This is a genomic window from Flavobacteriales bacterium, assembly GCA_016712535.1.
Classification (GTDB): Bacteria; Bacteroidota; Bacteroidia; order Flavobacteriales_F; family PHOS-HE28; genus PHOS-HE28.
On record JADJQW010000002.1, the window covers coordinates 1,978,128 to 1,998,626 of the forward strand.

General features: G+C 61.7%; 22 protein-coding genes. 5 read left to right on the forward strand and 17 right to left on the reverse strand.

Translation table 11 applies throughout. The features are described 5' to 3' along the window. Positions 1-60 precede the first annotated feature (60 nt). Entirely contained in the window at positions 61-1,272 is a 1,212-nt protein-coding gene (locus IPK70_08160) for a carboxylesterase family protein (protein ID MBK8227136.1), read from the forward strand. A gap of 69 nt (positions 1,273-1,341) precedes the next feature. Here IPK70_08160 and IPK70_08165 read toward each other — a convergent pair whose 3' ends face one another. Continuing rightward, a complete protein-coding gene (locus tag IPK70_08165; protein MBK8227137.1) occupies positions 1,342-2,454 on the reverse strand; it encodes an endonuclease in 1,113 nt (370 codons plus the stop codon). 79 nt (positions 2,455-2,533) lie between these two features. Here IPK70_08165 and IPK70_08170 point away from each other — a divergent pair, with 79 nt between their 5' ends. From IPK70_08170 to IPK70_08180, 3 genes are all read left to right on the forward strand, one after another. Then, positions 2,534-3,517, forward strand: a complete 984-nt coding sequence (locus tag IPK70_08170) for a N(4)-(beta-N-acetylglucosaminyl)-L-asparaginase (protein MBK8227138.1) — start codon at positions 2,534-2,536, stop codon at positions 3,515-3,517. Between the two features lie 65 nt (positions 3,518-3,582). Further along, on the forward strand, positions 3,583-3,918 hold the full coding sequence (locus tag IPK70_08175; protein MBK8227139.1) for a hypothetical protein: 336 nt from the start codon (positions 3,583-3,585) through the stop codon (positions 3,916-3,918). Between the two features lie 73 nt (positions 3,919-3,991). Next, positions 3,992-5,794 (forward strand): SLC13 family permease, encoded by a 1,803-nt coding sequence (locus tag IPK70_08180; protein ID MBK8227140.1) that lies wholly within the window; start codon positions 3,992-3,994, stop codon positions 5,792-5,794. Here IPK70_08180 and IPK70_08185 read toward each other — a convergent pair. From IPK70_08185 to IPK70_08230, 10 genes are all read right to left on the reverse strand, one after another. After that, complete coding sequence (locus IPK70_08185; protein MBK8227141.1) at positions 5,782-6,675, reverse strand: hypothetical protein; 894 nt, start codon at positions 6,673-6,675, stop codon at positions 5,782-5,784. The two genes, IPK70_08180 and IPK70_08185, sit on opposite strands and share 13 nt — an antisense overlap. A gap of 23 nt (positions 6,676-6,698) precedes the next feature. Then, a complete protein-coding gene (locus IPK70_08190) occupies positions 6,699-7,457 on the reverse strand; it encodes a DUF4846 domain-containing protein (protein ID MBK8227142.1) in 759 nt (252 codons plus the stop codon). Positions 7,458-7,522: 65 nt separating this feature from the next. Continuing rightward, positions 7,523-8,968: a TonB-dependent receptor gene (locus IPK70_08195; GenBank protein MBK8227143.1), complete on the reverse strand. Its 1,446-nt coding sequence runs from the start codon at positions 8,966-8,968 to the stop codon at positions 7,523-7,525. Positions 8,969-9,046: 78 nt separating this feature from the next. Further along, on the reverse strand, positions 9,047-9,478 hold the full coding sequence (locus IPK70_08200; GenBank protein MBK8227144.1) for a (4Fe-4S)-binding protein: 432 nt from the start codon (positions 9,476-9,478) through the stop codon (positions 9,047-9,049). Further along, a complete protein-coding gene (locus IPK70_08205; GenBank protein ID MBK8227145.1) occupies positions 9,475-9,888 on the reverse strand; it encodes an OsmC family protein in 414 nt (137 codons plus the stop codon). The genes IPK70_08200 and IPK70_08205 overlap by 4 nt, the downstream gene beginning before the upstream one ends. A 26-nt stretch (positions 9,889-9,914) precedes the next feature. Then, entirely contained in the window at positions 9,915-11,342 is a 1,428-nt protein-coding gene (locus tag IPK70_08210; protein ID MBK8227146.1) for a spore maturation protein, read from the reverse strand. A gap of 78 nt (positions 11,343-11,420) precedes the next feature. Then, positions 11,421-12,218, reverse strand: a complete 798-nt coding sequence (locus IPK70_08215; protein ID MBK8227147.1) for a class I SAM-dependent methyltransferase — start codon at positions 12,216-12,218, stop codon at positions 11,421-11,423. 16 nt (positions 12,219-12,234) lie between these two features. After that, entirely contained in the window at positions 12,235-12,888 is a 654-nt protein-coding gene (locus IPK70_08220) for a hypothetical protein (protein ID MBK8227148.1), read from the reverse strand. Positions 12,889-12,936: 48 nt separating this feature from the next. Beyond that, positions 12,937-13,905, reverse strand: coding sequence for an SIMPL domain-containing protein (locus IPK70_08225; GenBank protein ID MBK8227149.1), 969 nt, complete (start codon positions 13,903-13,905; stop codon positions 12,937-12,939). Between the two features lie 54 nt (positions 13,906-13,959). After that, the gene (locus IPK70_08230; GenBank protein ID MBK8227150.1) at positions 13,960-14,415 is read right to left on the reverse strand and encodes a methylated-DNA--[protein]-cysteine S-methyltransferase; all 456 of its coding nucleotides are present in this window, start codon (positions 14,413-14,415) and stop codon (positions 13,960-13,962) included. A gap of 83 nt (positions 14,416-14,498) precedes the next feature. Between IPK70_08230 and IPK70_08235 the strand changes: the two genes are divergently transcribed. Further along, positions 14,499-15,164, forward strand: a complete 666-nt coding sequence (locus tag IPK70_08235; GenBank protein ID MBK8227151.1) for a DUF2461 domain-containing protein — start codon at positions 14,499-14,501, stop codon at positions 15,162-15,164. A 217-nt stretch (positions 15,165-15,381) separates the two neighbouring features. On the opposite strand, the gene IPK70_08240 is transcribed toward IPK70_08235, so the two are convergent. The 6 genes from IPK70_08240 to trmD all read right to left on the reverse strand — a co-directional run bounded on the left by IPK70_08240 (position 15,382) and on the right by trmD (position 20,435). After that, complete coding sequence (locus tag IPK70_08240) at positions 15,382-16,044, reverse strand: YceI family protein (protein MBK8227152.1); 663 nt, start codon at positions 16,042-16,044, stop codon at positions 15,382-15,384. 100 nt (positions 16,045-16,144) lie between these two features. Beyond that, positions 16,145-17,311 (reverse strand): 3-hydroxybutyryl-CoA dehydrogenase, encoded by a 1,167-nt coding sequence (locus tag IPK70_08245; GenBank protein ID MBK8227153.1) that lies wholly within the window; start codon positions 17,309-17,311, stop codon positions 16,145-16,147. Positions 17,312-17,371: 60 nt separating this feature from the next. Continuing rightward, positions 17,372-18,151: a 2-(1,2-epoxy-1,2-dihydrophenyl)acetyl-CoA isomerase gene (locus tag IPK70_08250; GenBank protein MBK8227154.1), complete on the reverse strand. Its 780-nt coding sequence runs from the start codon at positions 18,149-18,151 to the stop codon at positions 17,372-17,374. A 37-nt stretch (positions 18,152-18,188) separates the two neighbouring features. Further along, on the reverse strand, positions 18,189-19,370 hold the full coding sequence (locus IPK70_08255) for a glycosyltransferase family 9 protein (protein ID MBK8227155.1): 1,182 nt from the start codon (positions 19,368-19,370) through the stop codon (positions 18,189-18,191). After that, on the reverse strand, positions 19,273-19,632 hold the full coding sequence (rplS, locus tag IPK70_08260; GenBank protein MBK8227156.1) for a 50S ribosomal protein L19: 360 nt from the start codon (positions 19,630-19,632) through the stop codon (positions 19,273-19,275). The genes IPK70_08255 and rplS overlap by 98 nt, the downstream gene beginning before the upstream one ends. A gap of 104 nt (positions 19,633-19,736) precedes the next feature. Then, positions 19,737-20,435 (reverse strand): tRNA (guanosine(37)-N1)-methyltransferase TrmD, encoded by a 699-nt coding sequence (gene trmD / locus IPK70_08265; protein ID MBK8227157.1) that lies wholly within the window; start codon positions 20,433-20,435, stop codon positions 19,737-19,739. Positions 20,436-20,499: the final 64 nt, after the last annotated feature.

The following is a 20,499-nucleotide window of genomic DNA, read 5'->3' on the forward strand; positions in this document are numbered from 1 at the left end:
TTTGGGCGTTTGCCGTTGCTCAGAACCCACTACTTTGCAGCACCTTAACCAAACCATGAGATGAAGCACCACTACGCGGCAGCGCTGGCTTTGATCACGACCGGCGCCAGCTTTGGGCAGGAATGCGCGAACGGCAGGTATTCAACGGCCAATCTCTTCCCCGATGTCACCGTTACCAGCGCGGTAGTCTTCGGCAGTAACACCGGCGTGAGCGGCAGCAACCAGACCCTGCGGATGGATGTGTATGAGCCAACTGGTGATGCGCTGGCATTGCGTCCAGTGGTGATCTGCGCCTTCGGAGGCTCATTCGTCGGCGGTGCACGTGCCGATGTCGCCCCGATCTGTACCGATTTCGCGAAGCGCGGCTATGTGGCTGTGGCCAATGATTACCGCGTGGGCTTCTTCCTGCCCAACCAGACCACCACCACGCGTGCGGTGATGCGCGGCGCCCACGATATGCGGGCCTGCGTGCGCTACCTGCGCAAGAGCGTTGCGGAGCTTGGCAATCCCTATGGAATCGATACCACCCGCATCTTCATTGGCGGCGTTTCCGCCGGAGCGATCAGCGCGGTGCATGCCATGTACCTGGATGAAGAGAGCGAGGTGCCGGCGGTGATCGCGCCTGAAATGGCCAGTCTTGGCGGAATTGAAGGCAACAGCGGGAACCCCGGCTATTCAAGCAGGGCCTTGGCCTGCTACAGCTTCAGCGGCGCCATTGGCGATTCGAGTTGGATCAACGTCGGCGACCCGCCTCTTGCCAGCATCCACGAAGTGGGCGATGGCGTGGTGCCCTATTACACGGCGCCTGTTTATGTGGTGGGGCTTCCAACCGGGCTCACGGCCAGCGGCAGCCATGATATCCACCTGCGCGCCGACCACGTGGGAATGGTGAATTGCTTCAAGAGCTACCCTGGCACCGGTCACGTTGGCTATTTGAGCACCGACCAGGCCAACGCCTTGAATTGGACCGCACTCTTCCTCAGCGAGCTCGCGTGCAATCAGACCGTCACATGCGGGCTGAGCACAGATGTGGCCGAAGCACCGGAGAGCAGCAGCGCGCCATACCCGAATCCCACCCACGGCCCACTTCGATTCCATATGCCGTTGAATGGGATGGTGGAAGTGATTGACCTCGGTGGGCGCATTGTGCTGGCCGAGTGGCTTGGTGCCGGCATAGCCACCCTTGATCTGTCGGGCTTACCCGAAGGAGCTTATGTGGTGCGTTCTTCTGATTCGAGCATGCAGCCCTTCAAGGTGATGCGCTCGAACTAAAGAGCAACTTAAAATCATCAGTCGGGCTTCGCGAGGACCTTTGACGCCCATGCTTCGTTGCGGGAAGCCTCACGCAGCTGCGGCTAGGCTCTGTTTCTGCGCCTCATCTGGGCGCCAGACCCTCATCGCTCGCAACAAGAAAAAAATGGAAATGCCCTCTAGCGCACGAATCTCACCGCTCCCGGCACCGATTGCGGGCGGAGCAGATAGACGCCGCTTGGGAACGGGAAAGGGATGCTGACGCGCCCCCGGCATCATGCTGACCCGGAGGATCTCACGTCCGGTAGCGTCGATGATGCTCGCAGCGCTCTGCGTCAGTTGATACGAGCTGGTGATGACCAATTCATCGTCAATCACCTGGACACGCGCTTGAAGCCGCGCCATTTCACCCAAGCCGGCCTCGGGTCCCCAGATGGACGTGACCCATTCCGGGTGATCGATGTATGGATTGCGGTTGCCCTGTATCACATACACTGAATCGTTGCGAGCACGCTCTTTGGCGCTCACGGGATCCAGCGTGTGCCATGCAAGCAGCACGCTTTCCGCCCAGGGCAGGAACTCGCCTGTTGACAAGATAGGCGCAGGCCAGTTGGCGGATTCGTTCAAGTATCTCGTGAGCATGTATAGGTGCCCACGTGCCAGATCGCCTTTATAGGGGTCTATCGGCTCGAACACGGTGCCGCTGCAATCCGGCCACGAGCAAGGGCCGCGCTTGCCTCCGTTCTGGCTGGTCCAAGAGGCGGATGCCACCGTGCCATAAGGCAAATTGCCGCGTTGCTGGTTCACCCAGGCATCCGTTGGAAAGATGTGGTTCAGGTCGGTGTTCATCGGCAGGGCATCATTGAACCAGCTCACCGGGAAGGAGTGCTCCCGGTTGAAGCAATCACCCTCACCGTTGTACGTGCCGCACTGATCCGACACGAACTGATAACTGTAGGGCAGGGTACCGCCCGGGACATCGCTGTAAATGTCCCATACGCTCCCGTCCGGTCTCCGATCGGTTCGTGCAAAGGCCGACCAGAGCTGGCTGTAGGCGAGCACCGAATGAGGGCTGATGATCTCATTGAGCGCAGCGCGAAGGGCTTCGCCAGTGAGGCCTTGCGCGGAGTCGTAATAGCCGGGCGGTGGTTGCGCCGAAACCGTCAGTACCGGGGCAAGGAGTGCAAACGCATATCGGAACATGGCGTGCAAAGGAAAGCCGTTGCGCATGAAGCAGGCCTGCTACATTGCGGGCGCAGCACCCAGTTCAAGCCCCATCCGCATGGCATTGCATCGTCGCCGTTTCATCCAGCTTGGATTGGCTGGGTCAGCCGCTTACCTGGCCGGTTGCGGTGAACGAAGCGAAGGAGCGCTGCGGCAGAAGGTGCCTGGTGCGCGTGCCGATGGCCCTTTGGTGCTGAGCACTTGGGACCATGGACTGCCAGCGAACGAGAAGGCGTGGGAAGTGCTGCAGAATGGAGGAAGCGTGCTCGACGCCGTGGAGCAAGGGGTGATGGTCGTGGAGAGCGACTTCACCAATCGAAGCGTGGGGCTCGGCGGCAATCCCGATCGCGATGGCCATGTCACCTTGGACGCCTGCATCCAGGACCACGACGGAAGGGCGGGTGCCGTGGCGTTCGTGCAACGGTACGAGCATCCGGTCAGCATCGCGCGCGCAGTGATGGAGCGCACCCCGCACGTGATGCTCGTTGGCGCCGGCGCTCAGCAATGGGCAGCCGGGAATGGCTTCAGCCCCCGCGAGGTTGATCTGCCCGAAGTACGCGCCGCTTGGCAGGAGTGGTTGAAGACATCTGATTATTCCCCGGTGGCCAACATCGAGAACCACGACACCATCGGCATGGTGGCCATGGATGCGCAGGGCCGGTTAGCGGGTTCCTGCACCACCAGCGGAATGGCCTACAAGGTGCATGGTCGGGTGGGAGATAGTCCGATCATTGGTGCGGGCCTCTTCGTTGATGGTGAAGCGGGCGCTGCTTGCGCGACCGGTGTCGGTGAATTGGTGATCCGGATCGCAGGCAGCCACACCGTGGTTGAATTGATGCGCCAAGGCATGGAGCCTGAGGAAGCATGCCGCGAGGCGGTGCAACGGATCCGGCGCAAGCACAAGGACTTATCGAAGATGCAAGTAGGCTTCTTGGCCATCCGGGCAGATGGGGCCTTCGGTGCCTACGGCTTGCAACAGGGCTTCACCTTTGCTGTGCGAACCGCGCAAGGAAACAACCTGCTGCAGGCCAGCCATGGCTAGCTGGCGGATGGGCCGGTTTGGATCCCAGTGCTTTCTGCCCTAATTTCGCCTTCTCTTCCCAAGGGATGCTGTACCGAGCCCTGATACTCGCCGTTTTCCTAGCCAGCTTTTCAGCCTCTTCGGCGCGCGCCGATGGAGGTACTGGTTCCGGGCGCTTGCAAGTGCATTGCACCAAAGGGTCAGCCTTCGTCAGCATCCTGCTCGAGCATCACCATCGCATCGGAAAGGTGGTGCTTCAAATCCGCGACCAGCAGGGAAGGGTGATCTATCGCGAAGAGGGCAAGGCACTCACTGGCGAGTTGGTGAGGCGCCTCGACAAAGGCCAATTGCCTCGTGGCAAGCACACCTTGAGCGTGGAAGCCAAGGACCTGTTGCTCTCGCAGGAGTTCACGATCGAGTGAACCCGATGGACCCTCTCGGGTCCCTGATGGATCGGCTGCTCGCTCAGTCGGCCCCAGCTACTTTCGGCCCCGCATGAGCCTTACACCGGATCAATGGATCGTTGCTGGCACCGTGGCGGTTTCGCTCGCGCTCTTCATCAGCGAGAAGCTCAGCATCGACCTGGTGGCGCTGATGATCGCGGGTGCGCTGGTGGCCACCGGTGTGATTACTCCAGATGAGGGACTCTCCGGCTTCAGTGACCCGGCGACCATCACCGTGGCCTTCATGTTCGTGCTAAGCGCGGCCATCATGAAATCGGGTGCTCTGAGCACCGTAGGGCCGCGCCTCAGCGAGCAATTCCGCCGGAACAAGGCTGTGGGCCTGCTGATCTTCATGCTCCTGGTGGGTTGCATCAGCCCCTTCGTCAACAACACGCCCATCGTCGCGGTGTTCATACCGGTGGCCGTTCAGCTGGCTCGCGCGGCCAACATGCACCCTGGCCAGCTGCTCATTCCTTTGAGTTTCGCGACCATCTTCGGCGGAACAGTCACACTTATCGGAACGAGCACGAACATCGTGGTAAGCGGCCTCAGTGCCAAGCTCGGCGCAGGCGGGATCAGCATGTTCCAGTTGGCTCCGCTCGGCCTTGTCTTCCTCGTGGTAGGGATCGCGTACATGGTGCTTGTGGGGCGTAAGCTGCTGCCCGGCGGGAAAGGACAAGAGGACCTGCGGGAGAAATTCGGCATGGGCGGCTACCTCACGGAAGTGGAACTGTTGCCCGGTGCGCGTTTCGTGGGCAAGCGCATCATGGACAGTGCGCTGGTGCGTGAACTCGAGATGGACATCATTGAGATCGTCCGGGACGATCAGCGTTTCGTTCTGCCGCCCGGTGACATGGTGCTTGAAGCGGGCGACCTGCTGAAGGTTCGCTGTGACGTGGAGCGCATCCGGGCGCTGAAGGACCGCGCCAACATCTCGGTGAAGACCACCATGCACCTGGCTGGGGACGACTTGCGGACCCGCGGAACCAAGCTGGTCGAGCTGGTGATCACGGTGAACAGCCCGCTCAATGGCATCACGCTGCGCGAGGCCGATCTGATCCGCACCTATCGCGCGGTGCCACTGGCCGTGCGGCACCGGGAGGATGTGGTGCATGACCGGCTGCACGATACCGTGCTGCGCAGCGGTGATGTGATCCTAGCGGAAGTGAAATCGCACTACTTGGGCACGCTCAAGGAAATGGAGCGCTCCCCGGATTCGCCTTTCGCGATCCTGGCCGAGCAGGAAGGCATGGCCGAATTCGACAAGCGGCGCTTCTGGATCGCGGTCGCTGTGATCCTCGGTGTTGTGCTTGTGAGCAGCCTCACGGCAGTTCCCGTGGTCCTGGCAGCGCTGGTCGGCGTGATCCTGATCGTGCTCTCCGGGTGCCTCTCCATGAAGGAATTCTACGAGGCCATCGAATGGAAGGTGGTCTTCCTCATGGCCGGCGCTTTCAGCTTGGGGGCCGGAATGCACAAGTGCGGTCTCGATGCTCTGATCGCCGGCAAGGCCGTGATGGTCCTCAGCCCATTCGGGCCATTGGCCGTGCTGGCTGGGATCTATTTCCTCACCATGATGCTTACGGAGATCGTGAGCAATACGGCCACAGCCGCGTTGGTCACGCCCATCGCCATCGGCGTTGCCAATGAACTGGGGGTTTCCGCTACTCCGTTCATCATGGCGGTGTGCTTCGCCGCGAGCGCCAGCTTCATGACACCCATCGGCTACCAGACCAATGCCATGGTGTACACGGCCGGCCAATACAAGTACATCGATTTCATGCGCGTGGGCCTGCCCTTGAGCTTGATCTTCTTCGTCTTGGCGGTGCTGTTGATCCCGGTGGTCTACCCGTTCTGATCGGGGCTCCATCGGATCAGCCGGCGGTCATCGCTTGCACTGATCAGCGATTCGCCCTTCCAGCCGATCGTATTCACGCTGTGCGAATGGCCACCGGTCAAGCGCCTTTTCAGATCAAGGGTGCCCGCATCCCAGATGCCGATGGTTCTATCTCGGGAAGCGGTGGCGATCACGTCCCCTTGCTGCGCTATCGAATAGATGGCCCCGCGATGCGCAGGTGCTTCCACGACCTGCTCGCCAAGATGATCCATTCGCCATGCGCGCAAATGGCCATCCTTGCCGCCACTGAGGAGCACGGGCTTGTTAGCGTGAAAGGCCACGCAGAGCGCTCCGCCCGCGTGCGCGTGCCAAGCCCCAGCGGAATTCAGGTCCGAAGCGTGCAGCAGCTCAAGGCGCCCATCGCCGCAGGCCACAGCGAGCAATCGGCCATCCGGGCTCAAGGCGAGACCCCGGACCTTGCCTTCCGCGAGCGGAATGCGGCGCGAAGGAGCTTCGTGCTCCCGCTCATTCCCGGACCAGCGGGCCAAGCTCCCATCGCCGCCCACGCTGAGCACGCCTCCATCCGGAAGAGGCAGCAGGCCAAAGGTGCCACGCGGATGCGCTGCGATGCTGGTGAGCAGCTTGCGCTGGGCGTAATCGATCACGTGAAGGTCGCCGTTGCTGGTGCCGGCATGGACCAGCTGACGAAGAGAGTCGTGCGCCAAGCAATACACCGGGTGCTGGAAACGGGCGATGGCTGTTGTGCGCACGGGGGCATCGGGGGTCCAAGAGAGCAGGAAGCCATCGCCGCCAGCGGTCAGGATTTCGTCCCCGATCACCAAGAGCGCATAAATGGCACCGGTGTGGTCGCGGTGCAGGAGGCCATGGTTGCTGGCAGGCATGGCGGCCAAGCTATCGCTCGGAATCAGGGCCAACGCTTCCGGTCGCTCCAATCGAAGCTCCATTCCGGAGTCACTAGTCGATCGCCATCGATGGTGTACCAGGCGCCATAACGCTCAGTGGGGCAGCGCACGATGTGGATCTGCTGCGCCGGCATATAGCTCTGGGCTAGAAGGAAGAAGGTGCGGCCATCCTGCGCGCGTGCGGCATCCACCACGATCATGGCATGACCCGGGCTTCCGCCTTGGATGAAGACATCGCCGGGCGCGATCGGTGCATCGCTAGCATGCTTCAATTCTCGGCCAAGGCTCAGGGTGCCTGCATAGTTGAACACGCGATCGAGGAAACGCAGCAGCTCAGCATGCGACGAATCGGCCTTGGCGCCGCTCACCCAGCTGCACCGGTTGCCGCTGACCCTGATGCGCTCGCCTCGGCGCCAGCGCTTCCATTCTGCGCGGAAGCCATTGGTGAAATCGAAGGCGATTTCATCCTGTTGATCCGTGGTGAACAAGTGTTCCGCGCGGAGCCGCATCACGGCATCGGCGCATTGCTGCAGGTCGCGCTTGCCCACGGTTAAGTCGATCACAGCAGCATGAGCGTCCTGCCGGTGCTTCAACGTTCCATCGTAAAGGAGCACAGGGGCGTGGGTCTGGAGCAAAGGCAGATTCCGCAGATAGTGCGCGAAGCTGCCGGCAGGAGCGGGTACCCGGGCGGCTCCGGTGGGCGGGACGAAGCGTGAGCCTACGGACGGGCCTTGCTGGGCACAGACGCAGGACAGCAGCATGACTGAAGCTGCGGAAGCGAGCGCGCGCATGATGATACAATGCCCGCAGCGCCCCGGCGTAACGTTCAGGCCTTGGCGCCTTCCTGGATGGACTTGAACCCGAAGAGGCGGTTGTCCTTGATCATGTTGTCCACATAAGGGGGCACCAAGGCCTCCCAGCCCGGCTGCCCGGCGCGGATCATGTCGAGCACCTGCTTGCTGAAGATGTGGAGCACGTTCGGGTGGACGCTGGTGATATCGACGATGCGGCGGTTGAAGAGCAGGTAATCGTAGAGCGGGCGCATGCGCGGATGCACCGTCATGTTCCCGGTGGTCATGATCTCGGCCGTGGCATTCGGCCGGCTCGGGTACACATAGATCTTCAGGTCGCGGTGGAAGAGGATGCCGAAGGCCTCGAGCACGCCGCCGTTGATGTGGCGGTAGTACTTCTCATCGAACACCTCCACCAGGTTGGTGACACCCATGATCAGGCCCATCCGCGCCTTGGTGTACCGGCTGAAGTATTCCACCAGCTTGTAGTATTCCTGGTAATTGCTGATGAGCACGGTCTGTCCCAAGGAGCAAAGGATGTCAGCACGGTCGATGAAGTCCTTCTCGTCCACATCGCCGGTATCGCTCTTCAGGTTGCTGAGCGTGATCTCGAAGAGGACCTGGAGCTTCTGCCGGTCAACCTTGTTCTCCTTGATGAACATGTTGTACCCGTTCATGATCATGTCGATGTTGACCTTGGTCACGGGACGGAAGCTGCCGCGGATGGCGAGGATGTTCTTCTTGTAGAGGGTTTCGCTGGCCTGCAGGTTCTGGCCGTCCGGGCCGAAGAGCACCGCATCGGTGAAGCCGCGCTTGACCAATTGGAGGCTGAGCAGCCGGTTGTCCACATGCCGGAAAGCTGGCCCGTTCATCTGGATCATGTCGATCTCCATCACGTGCCGGCTCGCGTTGTCATAGAGCGAGTCCATCACGTGGCCCGGGTTCTCCCAATCCGTGAGGGCGCTGAACAGCAGGTTCACGCCGAGCACGCCGATGCACTCCTGCTGGAGGCTGATGTCCGGATCGTGCAGCCGGAAGTGGACGATGACATCGCTGGTGGGCTGGTCGGGGGCCGTCTGGAAGCGCACGCCCATCCACCCGTGCCCGCCGTGCGGGTTCTCGAAGGTGCTGGTGGTTACGGTGTTGGCGAAGGTGAAGAAGCGCTTCGTGGGATGCTCCTGTCGGTCCAGGCGGTCGATGATGAGGCCGTACTCATGTCGGAGCATGTTCTTCAACCGGCTCTCGCATACGAACCGATTGCCGGGCTCGGGCCCGTAAATGGCGTTGCTGAAGTCCTTGTCGTAGGCGCTCATCGCCTTCGCGATGGTCTGCGAAGCGCCCCCTGCGCGGAAGAAGTGGCGTACGGTCTCCTGCCCTGCGCCGATCTCGGCGAAGGTGCCATAGAAATCCGGGTTCAGGTTTATCCGCCGCGCCTTCTGGGCGGGGGTCAAGGGCACGTGCTTCGGGTCCTGCGCGAACATGATGGCGTTACGGTGCAAAGGTAGGCCCGAGTCGTGGTGCGCTATCTGCTCTTGGTCAGGTTGCCCGCACTGGGCCGGTCAATGACTGCCGGTGAACCCGACCCGCCGATGCGAGCCGTCGCAGAAAGGCTTCTTCGCCGAAGCCCCGCATCGGCAGAGCGCAGTCGGCCCATCGCGTTCTTCAGCCCGGCCATCGTCATGCACCAGGCTTATCCTGCCCTTCAGCAGCAAGGGCCCGTTGGCGCTCACTTCCACGCGAACGGCCGTATCCGAATTGCCTGAAGCCGCCGTTCCAGCATCATTCTTCCGGATGCTCAGCGCGCCGCTAGGGCATTGCTTCACCTGGTTGATGATGGCTTCAGTGCTCGCTCCTTCGGGCTGGATCCATGGACGCTGGCCCGGCTTGAACACGGAAGGCGAACCGCGCCAGCACTTGGTGCTGTGGCTGCACAGGTCCTTCTTCCAGACGATCGTGACCTCGCCGTTGGTGTATTCGTGCTCCTTGCTCATGGCTTCAGGGATCGGGTCAGGGTGATGGGGCTCTCCAGCGTGCGGTGCACTGGGCAGGCCCCCGCGATCTGCAACAGCCGCTCGCGCTGATCGGCGGGCACTTCCTTGCTGAAGGAGACCTCGAGGTGGATGCGGCTCTCGATCGTTCGGCCCTCCTGCGTTCGGTCGAGCGCAGCATGCACGCTGATGCCGCCGACGTCCCATTGCTTGCGGTCGGCGTACATGCGCAAGGTTATGGCCGTGCAACTCGCTAAGGCGCTCAGCAGCAACTCGTGCGGTCGAAGCCCGGCATCCTGACCGCCATGGTCCAAAGGCTCATCGGCGATAGCGGTGATGCCGCGTGCGCTTATCGTGGTCCGGTAGGGAAGGCCGCTCAACTCGGCGGTCACTTCGCGACGGGTGCTTTCCATGCCGCGAAGTTCGTGCAGGCCGAAGGTCAGAAATACAAGCCAACCACTACGATCGCGGTGATCACGCACACCAGATCCGCCAAGAGCATGATGCCGAGCGTGTACCTGATGTTCTTCACGCCCACGCTGCCGAAGTAGAGCGCCACCACATAGAAGGTGGTCTCAGCGGCGCCTTGGAAGAGGCACACGAGCTGGCCGGTGATGCTGTCCGGCCCGTAGGTCTTCATGGCATCCAGCAGGAAGCCGCGCGAGCCGCCCGCGCTGAAAGGGCGCATCAGGGCCACGGGAATGGCGTCGATGATCTCTTTGCTTACGCCCACTTGCGCCATGGCCCAGGAGAGGCCGTCCATCACCAGTCCCATGAGGCCGCTGTTGCGGAAGATGCTGAGCGCAGCGAGCATGGCCAGCATGTAAGGCAGCACGCGGAGGCCGGTGGTGAAGCCGTCCTTGGCGCCATGAACGAAACTGTCAAAGAGATTGGTGCCCTTCTCCTTGAAAAAGCGCTCCATGAGGAAAGCGTAGCCCACGATCAGGAATATGATCACCAGCAGCATGCCGTTGCTGAGGTTGTCAGTGAAATGGAATTTGGCCGCGCCAGCCAGCGATCCGATGTAGGCCATGAGTCCGCCGATGATCGCGGTGACGAGCAGCACACCACCCATCACCGGCACGTTCAGGAGATTAACGCGCTGCTTGGCCGCCACCATGAAGAGCGCGGCCAAGGTGCCCACGAAGCTGGTGATGATGAGCGGGATCATCACATCGGCGGGATTGGCGGCGCCCATGGCCGCGCGGTAGCCGATGATGCTGGTCGGCAGCAGGGTGAGGCCTGCCGCGTGCAGGCACAGGAACATGATCTGGCTATTGGTCGCGCGGTCCTTCTCGGCGTTGTCGTCCTGCATGCTCTCCATGGCTTTCAGGCCGAAGGGCGTGGCGGCGCTGTCGAGGCCGAGGAAGTTGGCGGCGAAATTCAAGGTCATGAAGCCATACGCCGGATGGTCCTTGCGCAGCTCGGGGAATACGCGGTGAAAGACGGGCGAGAGCACACGGGCCACCTTCTCCATGGCTCGCGAATCGATGAGCAGGTTGAGCAGGCCGCAGAAGAAGGTGAGGTAACCGATCAGCGGGAGCCAGAGGTCCATGATGGTATTTCGGCAGGTGGCGAAGAGGCCATCCGCCGGCTGCTTGCCGCGAGTGACCTTGATGATGCCGGTGCCGTTGAGCACGTAGCGGTCGCCATCGACCTCAACGCCGGCCTCGCCCGCCGAACGCATGTGCGCGAGCAGCGGAGTGCCTTGCAGCGCTGCGGTGTCGAGCTCATTCACCACGACCGCATCGCCCTGCTTGCCGTTCACGAGCATGCCCAGGCTGTATTGCCTGCCCACGCTGAGCATCACGATCACGTATGCGATGCTGAGGATGAGGATGAAGGTCCAGAAACGACTGAGCGCCATGCCCGCAAAGGAGCGAAGGCGCGCGTGCGAAGAGCAGGGCAGGAGCTGCCCTTGGCGAACAGGCGGGTGTGGACGGCCTCAGGCCTTGCGCATGGTCAGCCCATACACCATGGGCAACTTGCCTTCCATGCCCTTCACGCGGTACATCCCATCGGAGCCGCGCACGGTGTTCGTGAAGCTGTCATGCGGCGAGCCATCAAGCTCCATGAAGCGCTCCAGTACCAGGCCTTCGTTGATCAGTGCCGTGAGCACTTCGCCCAGGTCGTGGTTCCATCCGTAGGATGCGAGCTTGATCGGTGCATCGCGATCCGCGTAAGTGCCCTGTTCCTGCTCCACGATCACCTCCCGGTTGAAATAGGAGTACTGCACGTGCGTGAAGTCGTTGTCGAACATCCAAACCGCCGGATGGAACTCCACGAACACGAAACGGCCGCCTGGCTTGAGGTAGCGCTTGATATTGGCGGCCCATGGCTTCAGGTCGGGCAGCCAGCCGATGGTGCCGTAACTGGTGAAGACGATTTCGAATTCCCCATCGAGTTCGCGCACATGATCCACCACGTTGCTGAGCACCCAATCGGCCTTCGATCCGCATCGTGCTGCGAGTTTGCGCGCCTCTTCCAACGCGGCATCCGAGATGTCGAGCCCGGTGACCTCCGCACCCATGCGCGCAATGCTCAAGGTGTCCTGACCGAAGTGGCATTGCAGGTGAAGGATGCGCTTGCCGGTCACATCGCCGAGCAGATCGAGCTCGATGTCCGTAAGCGAGCTCTTGCCCGCCAAGAATCCATCTACGTCGTACATGCGTGACGCCAGGTGGTGCGGCACGCGGGCGTTCCAGAGCTGCCTGTTCGCCTCGAAGGCATCGCGGTCTTCCATGCGCCGAAACTAGCGGTCAGGGAAGTGTCGTGAGATCCGCTCCAGTGATCCATGCGATCATCATGGCATCGCCGAGCAACCTGCCTACGATCCGGTACCGCGAATGCGCCAACGGGTTGTTGCCTTCAAGCGGCTCGCTCATCACGCCCACCTCGCGCTGGTAGTAGTTGCTATGGATGAAGCGAGCCTGTCCATCGCGTACCACGATGAATCCCACGTGATTGTCCAGTCCAATCTTGTAGAGCCCATCGCCCTGCGAACGAAGCCAGGCTTCCACTTCGCCAACGGGCCTATTCCGGAACCGCTTGATCACGTGGCAGGTCTTCACCGTGATGGGTTCCGCCGCCATCTGCGACCACTTGATGCGCGGCAACCGGAAGCCCGCATCCTGCAGCACGGTGTTCACGAAGTAGCCGCAGGCGATGGTGCCTTGCCTCGGTGTGCGCGTCGTGCCGTTGAAGTCCCATTTGGTGCCGTGCCAGGCAGGGAGGATGTCGAGCGTGATGCGGTCGAACAGGTAGCTGCGCGCGTTGTCGACCACGCGGGCCTTGCCAAGGCTGTCGGTGGTGGAGTACTCATCATTGAAGGCCGATCTCTTGCTCTCGATGGATGCCTTGAGTTCCGAGTAGGGTGTGACAAGTGAAGTGGCAGCGAGCAGAAGGGCGAGCATGAGCGGTGATTTGACCGCTCAATGCACGCCACGTTGCCAGGTAACCGGTCAGAGCTTCAGTTCCTTCATGTCGCCCTTGTCCGTGATCCACACGTACTTCACGATGTCCTTCGCCTCCTTCTTGGGGAAGCCCTCGGGCAGCTGCACCTGCATGGTGAGGTTGTAGGTGTACTGCACCGGCGGCTCGGTGATCTCGGCGTGCAGGACTATGTCGAATTTGCCGTAGGGCACCTTGTTGTAGAAGAAGCTGCTGGGCTGGCGCACATCGTTCACCAACTGGCCCTTTCGACGGCTGTTCAAACTGGTCTGCACACGGCTCTTATAGGCCGCGTATCGGTCAAGCGGGAAATAGGCGCCGTTCTGCTCGGCGGCGAGGCGATGCCCTTCGCTCACCTTGAGCCCCAGCTTCGCGAAGTTGTCCAGCTTCTGCTGCAGCAGGCGATGGGCGAACAGGCGCAGCGTATCGTAGCAGGCGCTCTGCTTGGCCACGAAGAAGTCCACTTTCACGAGGTCGTAGATCTCTTCGATGGCCGCGGCGCTCACGAGCTTGTCGAGCATGCGTGCATCGGTGAAGCGCACATGGATGTTCTTCTGGATCTCGAAGCCGGCGGGCACCTCCTGGTAGGTCTTGCTGAAGAGCTTGCGCGTGGTCTCGATCTCGTACACGGGCACGAAGGAGAGCATGTCCATGAACACGTCGGATTCCTTCACGCCGTGCTTCTTCACACGCGCCGTGAATGCGGCGATGCGCGCGTTGATCAGGCTGTCGGCCTCCTGTGCGCTCTGGCCCAATTGCGTGATGTGGAAGATCGCGAGGTAGCTGTCGGCGGTGGCGTTCATCATGGCGTTCACCTCCAGCACCAGCATGTTGCCCTGGATGGTGGCCTTCACCGGCTGCTCGGCCTGTTGCAGCCACATGCGGCTGCTGGCCTCGTACATGAGATTGCCCATGGCCTGCGGGAAGATGGGTCGGGAAGCAGCTATTGCGACGAGGAGTGCGAGTGCGCGTGCGAGCATGGCGTTGATGATTTGGCCATGCGGTACACGCCCCGCGAAGAAGGGTTCACGCGCTCATTCAAAAAGCGCGCTTGGGATGGCGCCTTCGTGCCGCAGCAGCCACTGCTTCCGGAACAGGCCGCCAGCGTATCCGGTGAGCGCGCCGTCGCTTGCGATCACGCGATGGCAAGGCACCAGGATCAACAAGGGATTGGCGCCATTCGCGTGGCCAATGGCGCGCGCTGCCGTATTGCCGCCCAAATGGCCCGCGATGGACTGATAGCTCGTCGTCCGCCCGAACGGGATGGCGCGTACCGCTTCCCAAACGCACCGTTGAAATGGTGTCCCTGCCATTCGCAAGGGCAGGTCGAAAGCCTTGCGCTCACCTGCGAAGTATTCGCGCAATTGACGCTCGGCTTCATGATGCAGGTCCATGGTCGCTCCGATCGGCCCCGTCGTCTCTTGGAACGCGGTCCGGACGATGCGTTCACCATCGCTCTCGATGCACAGGGTGCCGAGAGGGGTCGTCATCGCTGAACGGTGCGTCAACTTGCCCATGCGTGGTGCCGTCCACGGATCAATGCCGCTTCTACCTTGGTCGCAAATCTCTGCCAATGGCCTGGTTCACGCCCGACTTCAACAAGTTCTTCAAGGACCTCGCGAAGAACAACAACAAGGAATGGTTCGACGCCAACCGGAAGCGTTACGAATCGAGTGTGAAGAAGCCCTTCGAGGCCTTCGTAGCGGAGGCGATCAAGCGCATCGCCAAGCACGACAAGGACGTCGCCATCGAGCCGAAGGAGGCGATCTTCCGCATCAACAAGGATATCCGCTTCAGCAAGGACAAGACGCCCTACAAGCTTGAGGCTTCAGCGATCATCTCGCCTGCTGGTCGCAAGGATCATTCAACACCGGGCATCTACTTCGCCCTTGGGCCGGAAGCGGTGAAGTTCTACGGTGGCTGCTATCAGCCGGAGAAGGACCAATTGAGCGCGATCCGCACGGCGATCATGCGCGATGGCAAGGGATTCCGGAAGGCGATCGGAGACAAGCCCTTCGTTGCGCTATTCAAGGAGGTGCAGGGCGAGGCGAACAAGGTGCTGCCGCCGGAGTTCAAGGCGCATGTTGCCAAGGAGCCGCTGATCGCGAACAAGCAGTTCTACGTGGCTGCCGAGCGGCCGGCCAAGCTTGTCACGGACCCGGAGCTCATGGAAGCCTTCATGGACCATTGGCTGGCCATGCGCCCTTTCAACCAATGGCTGGCGAAGGCGTTGAACTAGAGGCTATCCCAAGAATGCCTTTGGAAGCGAGCGAGAGGTATTTCGCGACCGGGCGAGGCGTGATAACCGAGCGTAGCCGTTTGCTCTGTGAGGCTTTCACAACAAAGCATGGGCGCGATAGGCCCTCGCGCAGCCCGAGCGGGTTATTGAGATAACCCCTAGCCCCAAAAGAGAAGCGCCCGCCTTGCGGCGAGCGCTCCCCTCTTTCACCAACCGGTTACTGGGCGGCCTTGCCGTTCAGTTCAACGGTCAGTTCGATGTTGTCGGCGAGGATCGCATCCTTCAAGTAGTGCTTCCAGGCCACGTTGTACTTCTGGCGGTCGAACACCAGCTTGCCACTGGCCTTCACGGTGCCATCGGGATTCTCCGTGATCACGATGTCGGGGCTGGTCTCCGCGTTCGTGGTGCCGCGGATGGTGAGGTCGGCCGTGGCCGTGTTTCCGCTGCCACCGGTAACGGTGAGCTTGGCGGTGGGGTGGTTCGCGCTGTCGAAGAAGTCAGGGGTGCTCAAGTGGCCGATGAGCTGGCTCTTGGTGCCCTGCTCGCTGCCTTCTGGCTGGTAGGCGTCGTCGGTCGGGTTGATCGAGGTCATGTTCACTTCGAAGGCCCCCTTGGTGAGAACGCCGCCCTGCACGGTGAAGGAACCGCTGTTGAAGGCGATGGTTCCGCTGTGGCCATAAGGGGCGGGGCCGGTGACCTTTGCGGCCCAATTGAGCACGCTCGCGGCAGGGTCGATGGTGTAGTTGTGCTCTGCAGCAGCGACAGCGGCAAGGCTGTCGGCAACGGCTTTCTCGCGTGCGGCTTGCTTTTCCGCCTCAGAAGGACCGCAAGCGACCAGCAAAGTGGCCATGGCGGCAATGGAAAGGACTGTGGATTTCATGATTGGTGTTGGTGAATTGGGCCGCGAAGAAAGCCAAATATTTTCCGTGGTAAATAAATGAATGCAAAAGTTTGTTTCGGGACCGGATCCAGGTCTGAATTCAGTGGAATCGCGTCCCGGCGCTGGCCAAGCGACGGAGCAGGGGAGAAGGGCGGTAGCGGTCTTCCCCGTACTCCGCTTGCAGGCGCTCGAGCACGTCCAGCCAATGCGCCGGGCCTTGTTCATCGCCCCAGGCCAGAAGGCCCTTCGGGTAATTCACGCCCTTGGTCATGGCCAGGTCGATGTCCTTCGCAGTCGCGATGCCCCAGAAAAGGGCGTCGGCGGCTTCGTTGATGAGCATGGCCAGCACGCGCTCCACGATGGTATTGCCCAGGACCATGTCCACATGCGCGCTGGGGATGGCTTCGCCATCGCCATAGCCGTAATAGCCCCTTCCGCTCTTGCGGCCCAAGCGCCCGCTCTCCACCTGGCGCTGCTGGGTCAGGCTCGGTTTGTAGCGCTGGTCGTAGTGGAAGGCCTCCCAAACTGTCTTCGTCACCGTGAAGTTGATGTCGTTGCCGATCAGGTCCATCAACTCGAAGGGGCCCATGCGGAAGCCGCCGTAGGTCTTCAACGCGGTATCGATCGAGGGCATGTCGGCGATGCCTTCCTCGAAGATGCGGATGCTCTCGCCGTAGTAAGGGCGTGCCACGCGGTTCACGATGAAGCCGGGCGTGTCCTTGCACAGCACGGGCACTTTGCCCCAGGCTTGCATTATATCCGTCATGCGCGCGCCAAGTCCTGGATCGGTGATCAGGCCGGGCACCACTTCGACCAAGGGCAGGATAGGAGCCGGATTGAAGAAGTGCAGGCCGATGACGCGCTCGGGCTTCGCGCAAGCCGCCGCTATCGCCGTTACGGAGAGCGATGAGGTGTTCGTTGCGAGCACAGCGCCCGGGGTCAAGATGCCCTCAAGCTCCGCGAAGAGCTTCTTCTTGATGGCCAGATCCTCGATGATGGCCTCGATCACCAGCCCGCTGCCCGCGAGTTCCTTCAGTTCGCTTGCCGGTGCGATGCGGCCATGGATGCCATTGGCCTGCTCCTTCGCGAGCTTGCCCTTCTCCACCAGCTTATCGAGCGTCTTGCGCAGCCCGTTGAGCGCCTTGTCCACCGCCTCGCGGCGCGCATCGTAGAGTACCACCTGGTGCCCAGCCTGCGCGGCTACCTGCGCGATGCCGCTGCCCATGGTGCCGGCGCCGATCACAGCGATCTTCTTCAATGCTTCCATAGCGTATCGATCTTCGATTGTCGGCCCGTATGGCCGATGGTGCTGGTGAATGGGATGGAGCTACTCGCCTTTGTATACGGGCTTCCGCTTCTCCAGGAATGCCGTTACCCCTTCGTTGTAATCGTAGCTGGCGCCGGCGATGGTCTGCAGCTCATTCTCGACGTCGAGCTGGGCATCAAGCGTGCTGCCCTGTGAGCGGTTCAGCGCTTCCTTCGTGAGGGCGATGGCCTTGGTGGGCATGGCGGCGAGCTTCTTCGCCAGACCCGTGGCCTCGCTCATCAATTCGGCATCGGGCACGGCCTTCCAGATCATGCCCAGCGATTCGGCCTCCTTCGCGCCCACCTTGGGCGCCAGGATCATGTGCCCGAAAGCGCGCTGCATGCCCACAAGCCTCGGGAGCGTGAAGGTGCCGCCGCTGTCGGGGATCAGGCCGATGTTGATGAAGCTCTGGATGAAGTTGGCGCTCTCGGCGGCGAGGGTGAGGTCGCAGGCGTAAGCGATGTTGGCCCCGGCACCGGCCGCTACGCCGTTCACCGCGGCGATCACCGGCTTCTTCAGCGCACGGATGCGCCGTACGATGGGGTTGTACTGGGTGGTGAGGATGTCCTCGATCTTGGTGCCGGGGGCAATGGCCTCGGCCAGGTCCTGCCCGGCGGAGAAAGCACGGCCAGCTCCGGTGATGAGCACAGCCCGCACGCTTGAATCCGCTGCACAGCCATCGAACGCGTGAATCACCTCCTCCGACATCTGACGGTCGAAGCTGTTGAGCTTGTCGGGGCGGTTGAGCGTGAGGGTGGCCACGCCATCGGTGAAGTTGTAGAGGAGCTTCTCGTAGGTCATGGGGCGAAAGTGATCAGAAGATCAGAGTATCAGGCGGTCAGAAAATGGCGGTTCGGGCCTCGATGCCCGTAGCGCACTTGAAATGCCCCTTCGGACAGGCCTTGTGCCCATGGAGCCCGCACGGCCGGCAATCGAGCTTCTCGCTGGTTTCCATCACGCGGCCGTTGGCGTGCAGCGGCCCGAAGCCGAAGGCCGGCACCGTGCTGCAGAAGATGGCTGTCACCGGCGCGTTCATGGCGCTGGCGATGTGCAGGGGCGCGCTGTCGTTCACGAAGTTCATGGTTGCGCCCTTCATCAGGGCGGCAGTGCCGAGCAGGGAGAGCTTGCCCGCCAGCACTTCACCGCGGCCAGCGCCTTTCGCGATGCGCTCGCAAAGCCCGGCATCACCGGGCGCACCGATGAGCAGCACGCGATCCTCCGGAGGCATGGCCTTGATCAACTCGGTCCACTTCTGCTCCGGCCACTGTTTCGTGAACCAAACTGAAGCGGGCGCAATGGTCACGTAACCCACATTTCCACCCTTGGTGCCCAGAGCGATCTCGGCCTTGAGATCATCGATCTCCCCCGGTTCGGGATGCAGGGCGGGCATCGGTCGCGATCCATCAGTCAGGTGCTCGATCAGTCCGTTCAATCGGTCCACCTCGTGCCGGCCATCGCCGATAACGTGCTTCACCTTGCGCGTGAACAGGAAGCTCAGCGGGTTCTTGTCGTAGCCGATCTTCTCCTTGCCACGGGCGAGGATGGTCATCAAGCCTGTGCTGAAGAAGCGCTGGCAGTTGATGATGTGGTCGTATTCGGTCTTGCGAAGCTCTCCGATCACGCGAAAGAGGCCGCGCGTCTTGCCCTGGCGCTTATCCCAGACGTGGATCCTGTTCAGGAACGGATGCCCGGTGAACAAGCCCTCGTTTCCCTTGCGCACCACAAGGTCGATGGAGGCATTGGGGAAGAAAGCGATGAGCTTCTCCAGCAGGGCTGTGGCCAGAACGGCATCGCCCAGGAAGGCGGTCTGGATCACCAGGAATCGCTTCACGGCGGGCAAGGTAGGCGGGGAGGGCAGGGCCTGAACGAAGAGGACCGCCAAGCCTTCGCTCGACGGTCCTCTGTTCAGATGCCGTATGGGCCTAGCTCTTCTGCTCGGCGAGGGCCTGGCGCTTCTCGGTGATGCGGGCGCTCTTGCCGCGACGATCACGCAGGTAGAATATGCGCGCGCGCCGCACATCGCCGCGCTTATTCACGTCGATCTTGTCGATGAAGGGGGAAGCCACCGGGAAGATGCGCTCCACGCCCACGTTATTGCTGATCTTGCGTACGGTGAAGGTGGCGGTGCTGCCGCTTCCCTTGCGCTGGATCACCACGCCTTGGAATTGCTGGATGCGCTCCTTGTTGCCTTCCACGATCTTGTAGTGGATGGTGAGCGTGTCGCCGGCCTTGAATGCAGGCATTTCCTTCAGTGGGGCGATCTCTTTCTCGAGTTGCTTGATGCGGTCCATGACCTTGGGTGTTAGCGGGTTGCCCAGCGGCCCTTGCGATGCAGGGGCATACGGTCCCGGAATTGGGCCGCAATAGTAAGGATCTTTCCGTCACGTTAACCCACTGGGTCTCCGCCTTCCGGCGGCAGCAGGCCCGGCCTGCGCTGCCGGGTGCGTTCCACGGCTTGGGCGTGCCGCCATTCATCAATTCGGGCTTCGTGGCCGCTGAGGAGAACATCGGGTACCTGCCATCCCTTGTATTCCGCCGGACGGGTGTAGGCGGGCGGAGCCACCAAGCCATCCTGGAAGCTGTCGCTCAGTGCCGAGGTCTCATCGCCGATCACCCCGGGGAGCAAGCGGATCACGGCATCGCAGAGCACGGCCGCAGCCAATTCCCCGCCGGTGAGCACGTAGTCGCCAATGCTCACCTCCCGTGTGACCAGATGCTGCCGAACCCGCTCATCGACGCCCTTGTAGTGCCCGCAGAGCAGGATCAGGTTGCCCTTGGTGCTCAATTGGTTCGCCAAGGGCTGGTCGAGCAGTTGGCCGTCCGGGCTCATGTAGATCACTTCATCGTATTCGCGCTCCGCCTTCAAGGCCGCAATAGCGCGGTCGATGGGCTCCACCTGCATCACCATCCCGGCGCCGCCTCCGAAAGGATAGTCATCCACCCGGCGGTGCTTGTCCAGGGTCCATGCGCGTAGGTCATGCACCTGAACGTCAACGACCCCCTTCTTCCGGGCGCGGTCAAGGATGCTCTCGCCTAACCAGCTGGTGAGCAGGTCGGGCAATGCCGTGAGGATGTCGATGCGCACGGGGCAAATGAAGCGCTAAGCAGGCCACTTTCGGTGCGTCGCGCTACCTTCGGCACATCGGTTG

Coding starts and splice junctions, on each gene's coding strand:
- IPK70_08160 (MBK8227136.1), top strand. CDS start 61: ATGAAGCACCACTACGCGGCAGCGCTGGCTTTGATCACGACCGGCGCC.
- IPK70_08165 (MBK8227137.1), bottom strand. CDS start 2,454: ATGTTCCGATATGCGTTTGCACTCCTTGCCCCGGTACTGACGGTTTCG.
- IPK70_08170 (MBK8227138.1), top strand. CDS start 2,534: ATGGCATTGCATCGTCGCCGTTTCATCCAGCTTGGATTGGCTGGGTCA.
- IPK70_08175 (MBK8227139.1), top strand. CDS start 3,583: ATGCTGTACCGAGCCCTGATACTCGCCGTTTTCCTAGCCAGCTTTTCA.
- IPK70_08180 (MBK8227140.1), top strand. CDS start 3,992: ATGAGCCTTACACCGGATCAATGGATCGTTGCTGGCACCGTGGCGGTT.
- IPK70_08185 (MBK8227141.1), bottom strand. CDS start 6,675: ATGCCTGCCAGCAACCATGGCCTCCTGCACCGCGACCACACCGGTGCC.
- IPK70_08190 (MBK8227142.1), bottom strand. CDS start 7,457: ATGCTGCTGTCCTGCGTCTGTGCCCAGCAAGGCCCGTCCGTAGGCTCA.
- IPK70_08195 (MBK8227143.1), bottom strand. CDS start 8,968: ATGTTCGCGCAGGACCCGAAGCACGTGCCCTTGACCCCCGCCCAGAAG.
- IPK70_08200 (MBK8227144.1), bottom strand. CDS start 9,478: ATGAGCAAGGAGCACGAATACACCAACGGCGAGGTCACGATCGTCTGG.
- IPK70_08205 (MBK8227145.1), bottom strand. CDS start 9,888: ATGGAAAGCACCCGTCGCGAAGTGACCGCCGAGTTGAGCGGCCTTCCC.
- IPK70_08210 (MBK8227146.1), bottom strand. CDS start 11,342: ATGGCGCTCAGTCGTTTCTGGACCTTCATCCTCATCCTCAGCATCGCA.
- IPK70_08215 (MBK8227147.1), bottom strand. CDS start 12,218: ATGGAAGACCGCGATGCCTTCGAGGCGAACAGGCAGCTCTGGAACGCC.
- IPK70_08220 (MBK8227148.1), bottom strand. CDS start 12,888: ATGCTCGCCCTTCTGCTCGCTGCCACTTCACTTGTCACACCCTACTCG.
- IPK70_08225 (MBK8227149.1), bottom strand. CDS start 13,905: ATGCTCGCACGCGCACTCGCACTCCTCGTCGCAATAGCTGCTTCCCGA.
- IPK70_08230 (MBK8227150.1), bottom strand. CDS start 14,415: ATGACGACCCCTCTCGGCACCCTGTGCATCGAGAGCGATGGTGAACGC.
- IPK70_08235 (MBK8227151.1), top strand. CDS start 14,499: ATGGCCTGGTTCACGCCCGACTTCAACAAGTTCTTCAAGGACCTCGCG.
- IPK70_08240 (MBK8227152.1), bottom strand. CDS start 16,044: ATGAAATCCACAGTCCTTTCCATTGCCGCCATGGCCACTTTGCTGGTC.
- IPK70_08245 (MBK8227153.1), bottom strand. CDS start 17,311: ATGGAAGCATTGAAGAAGATCGCTGTGATCGGCGCCGGCACCATGGGC.
- IPK70_08250 (MBK8227154.1), bottom strand. CDS start 18,151: ATGACCTACGAGAAGCTCCTCTACAACTTCACCGATGGCGTGGCCACC.
- IPK70_08255 (MBK8227155.1), bottom strand. CDS start 19,370: ATGTGCGGCGCGCGCGCATATTCTACCTGCGTGATCGTCGCGGCAAGA.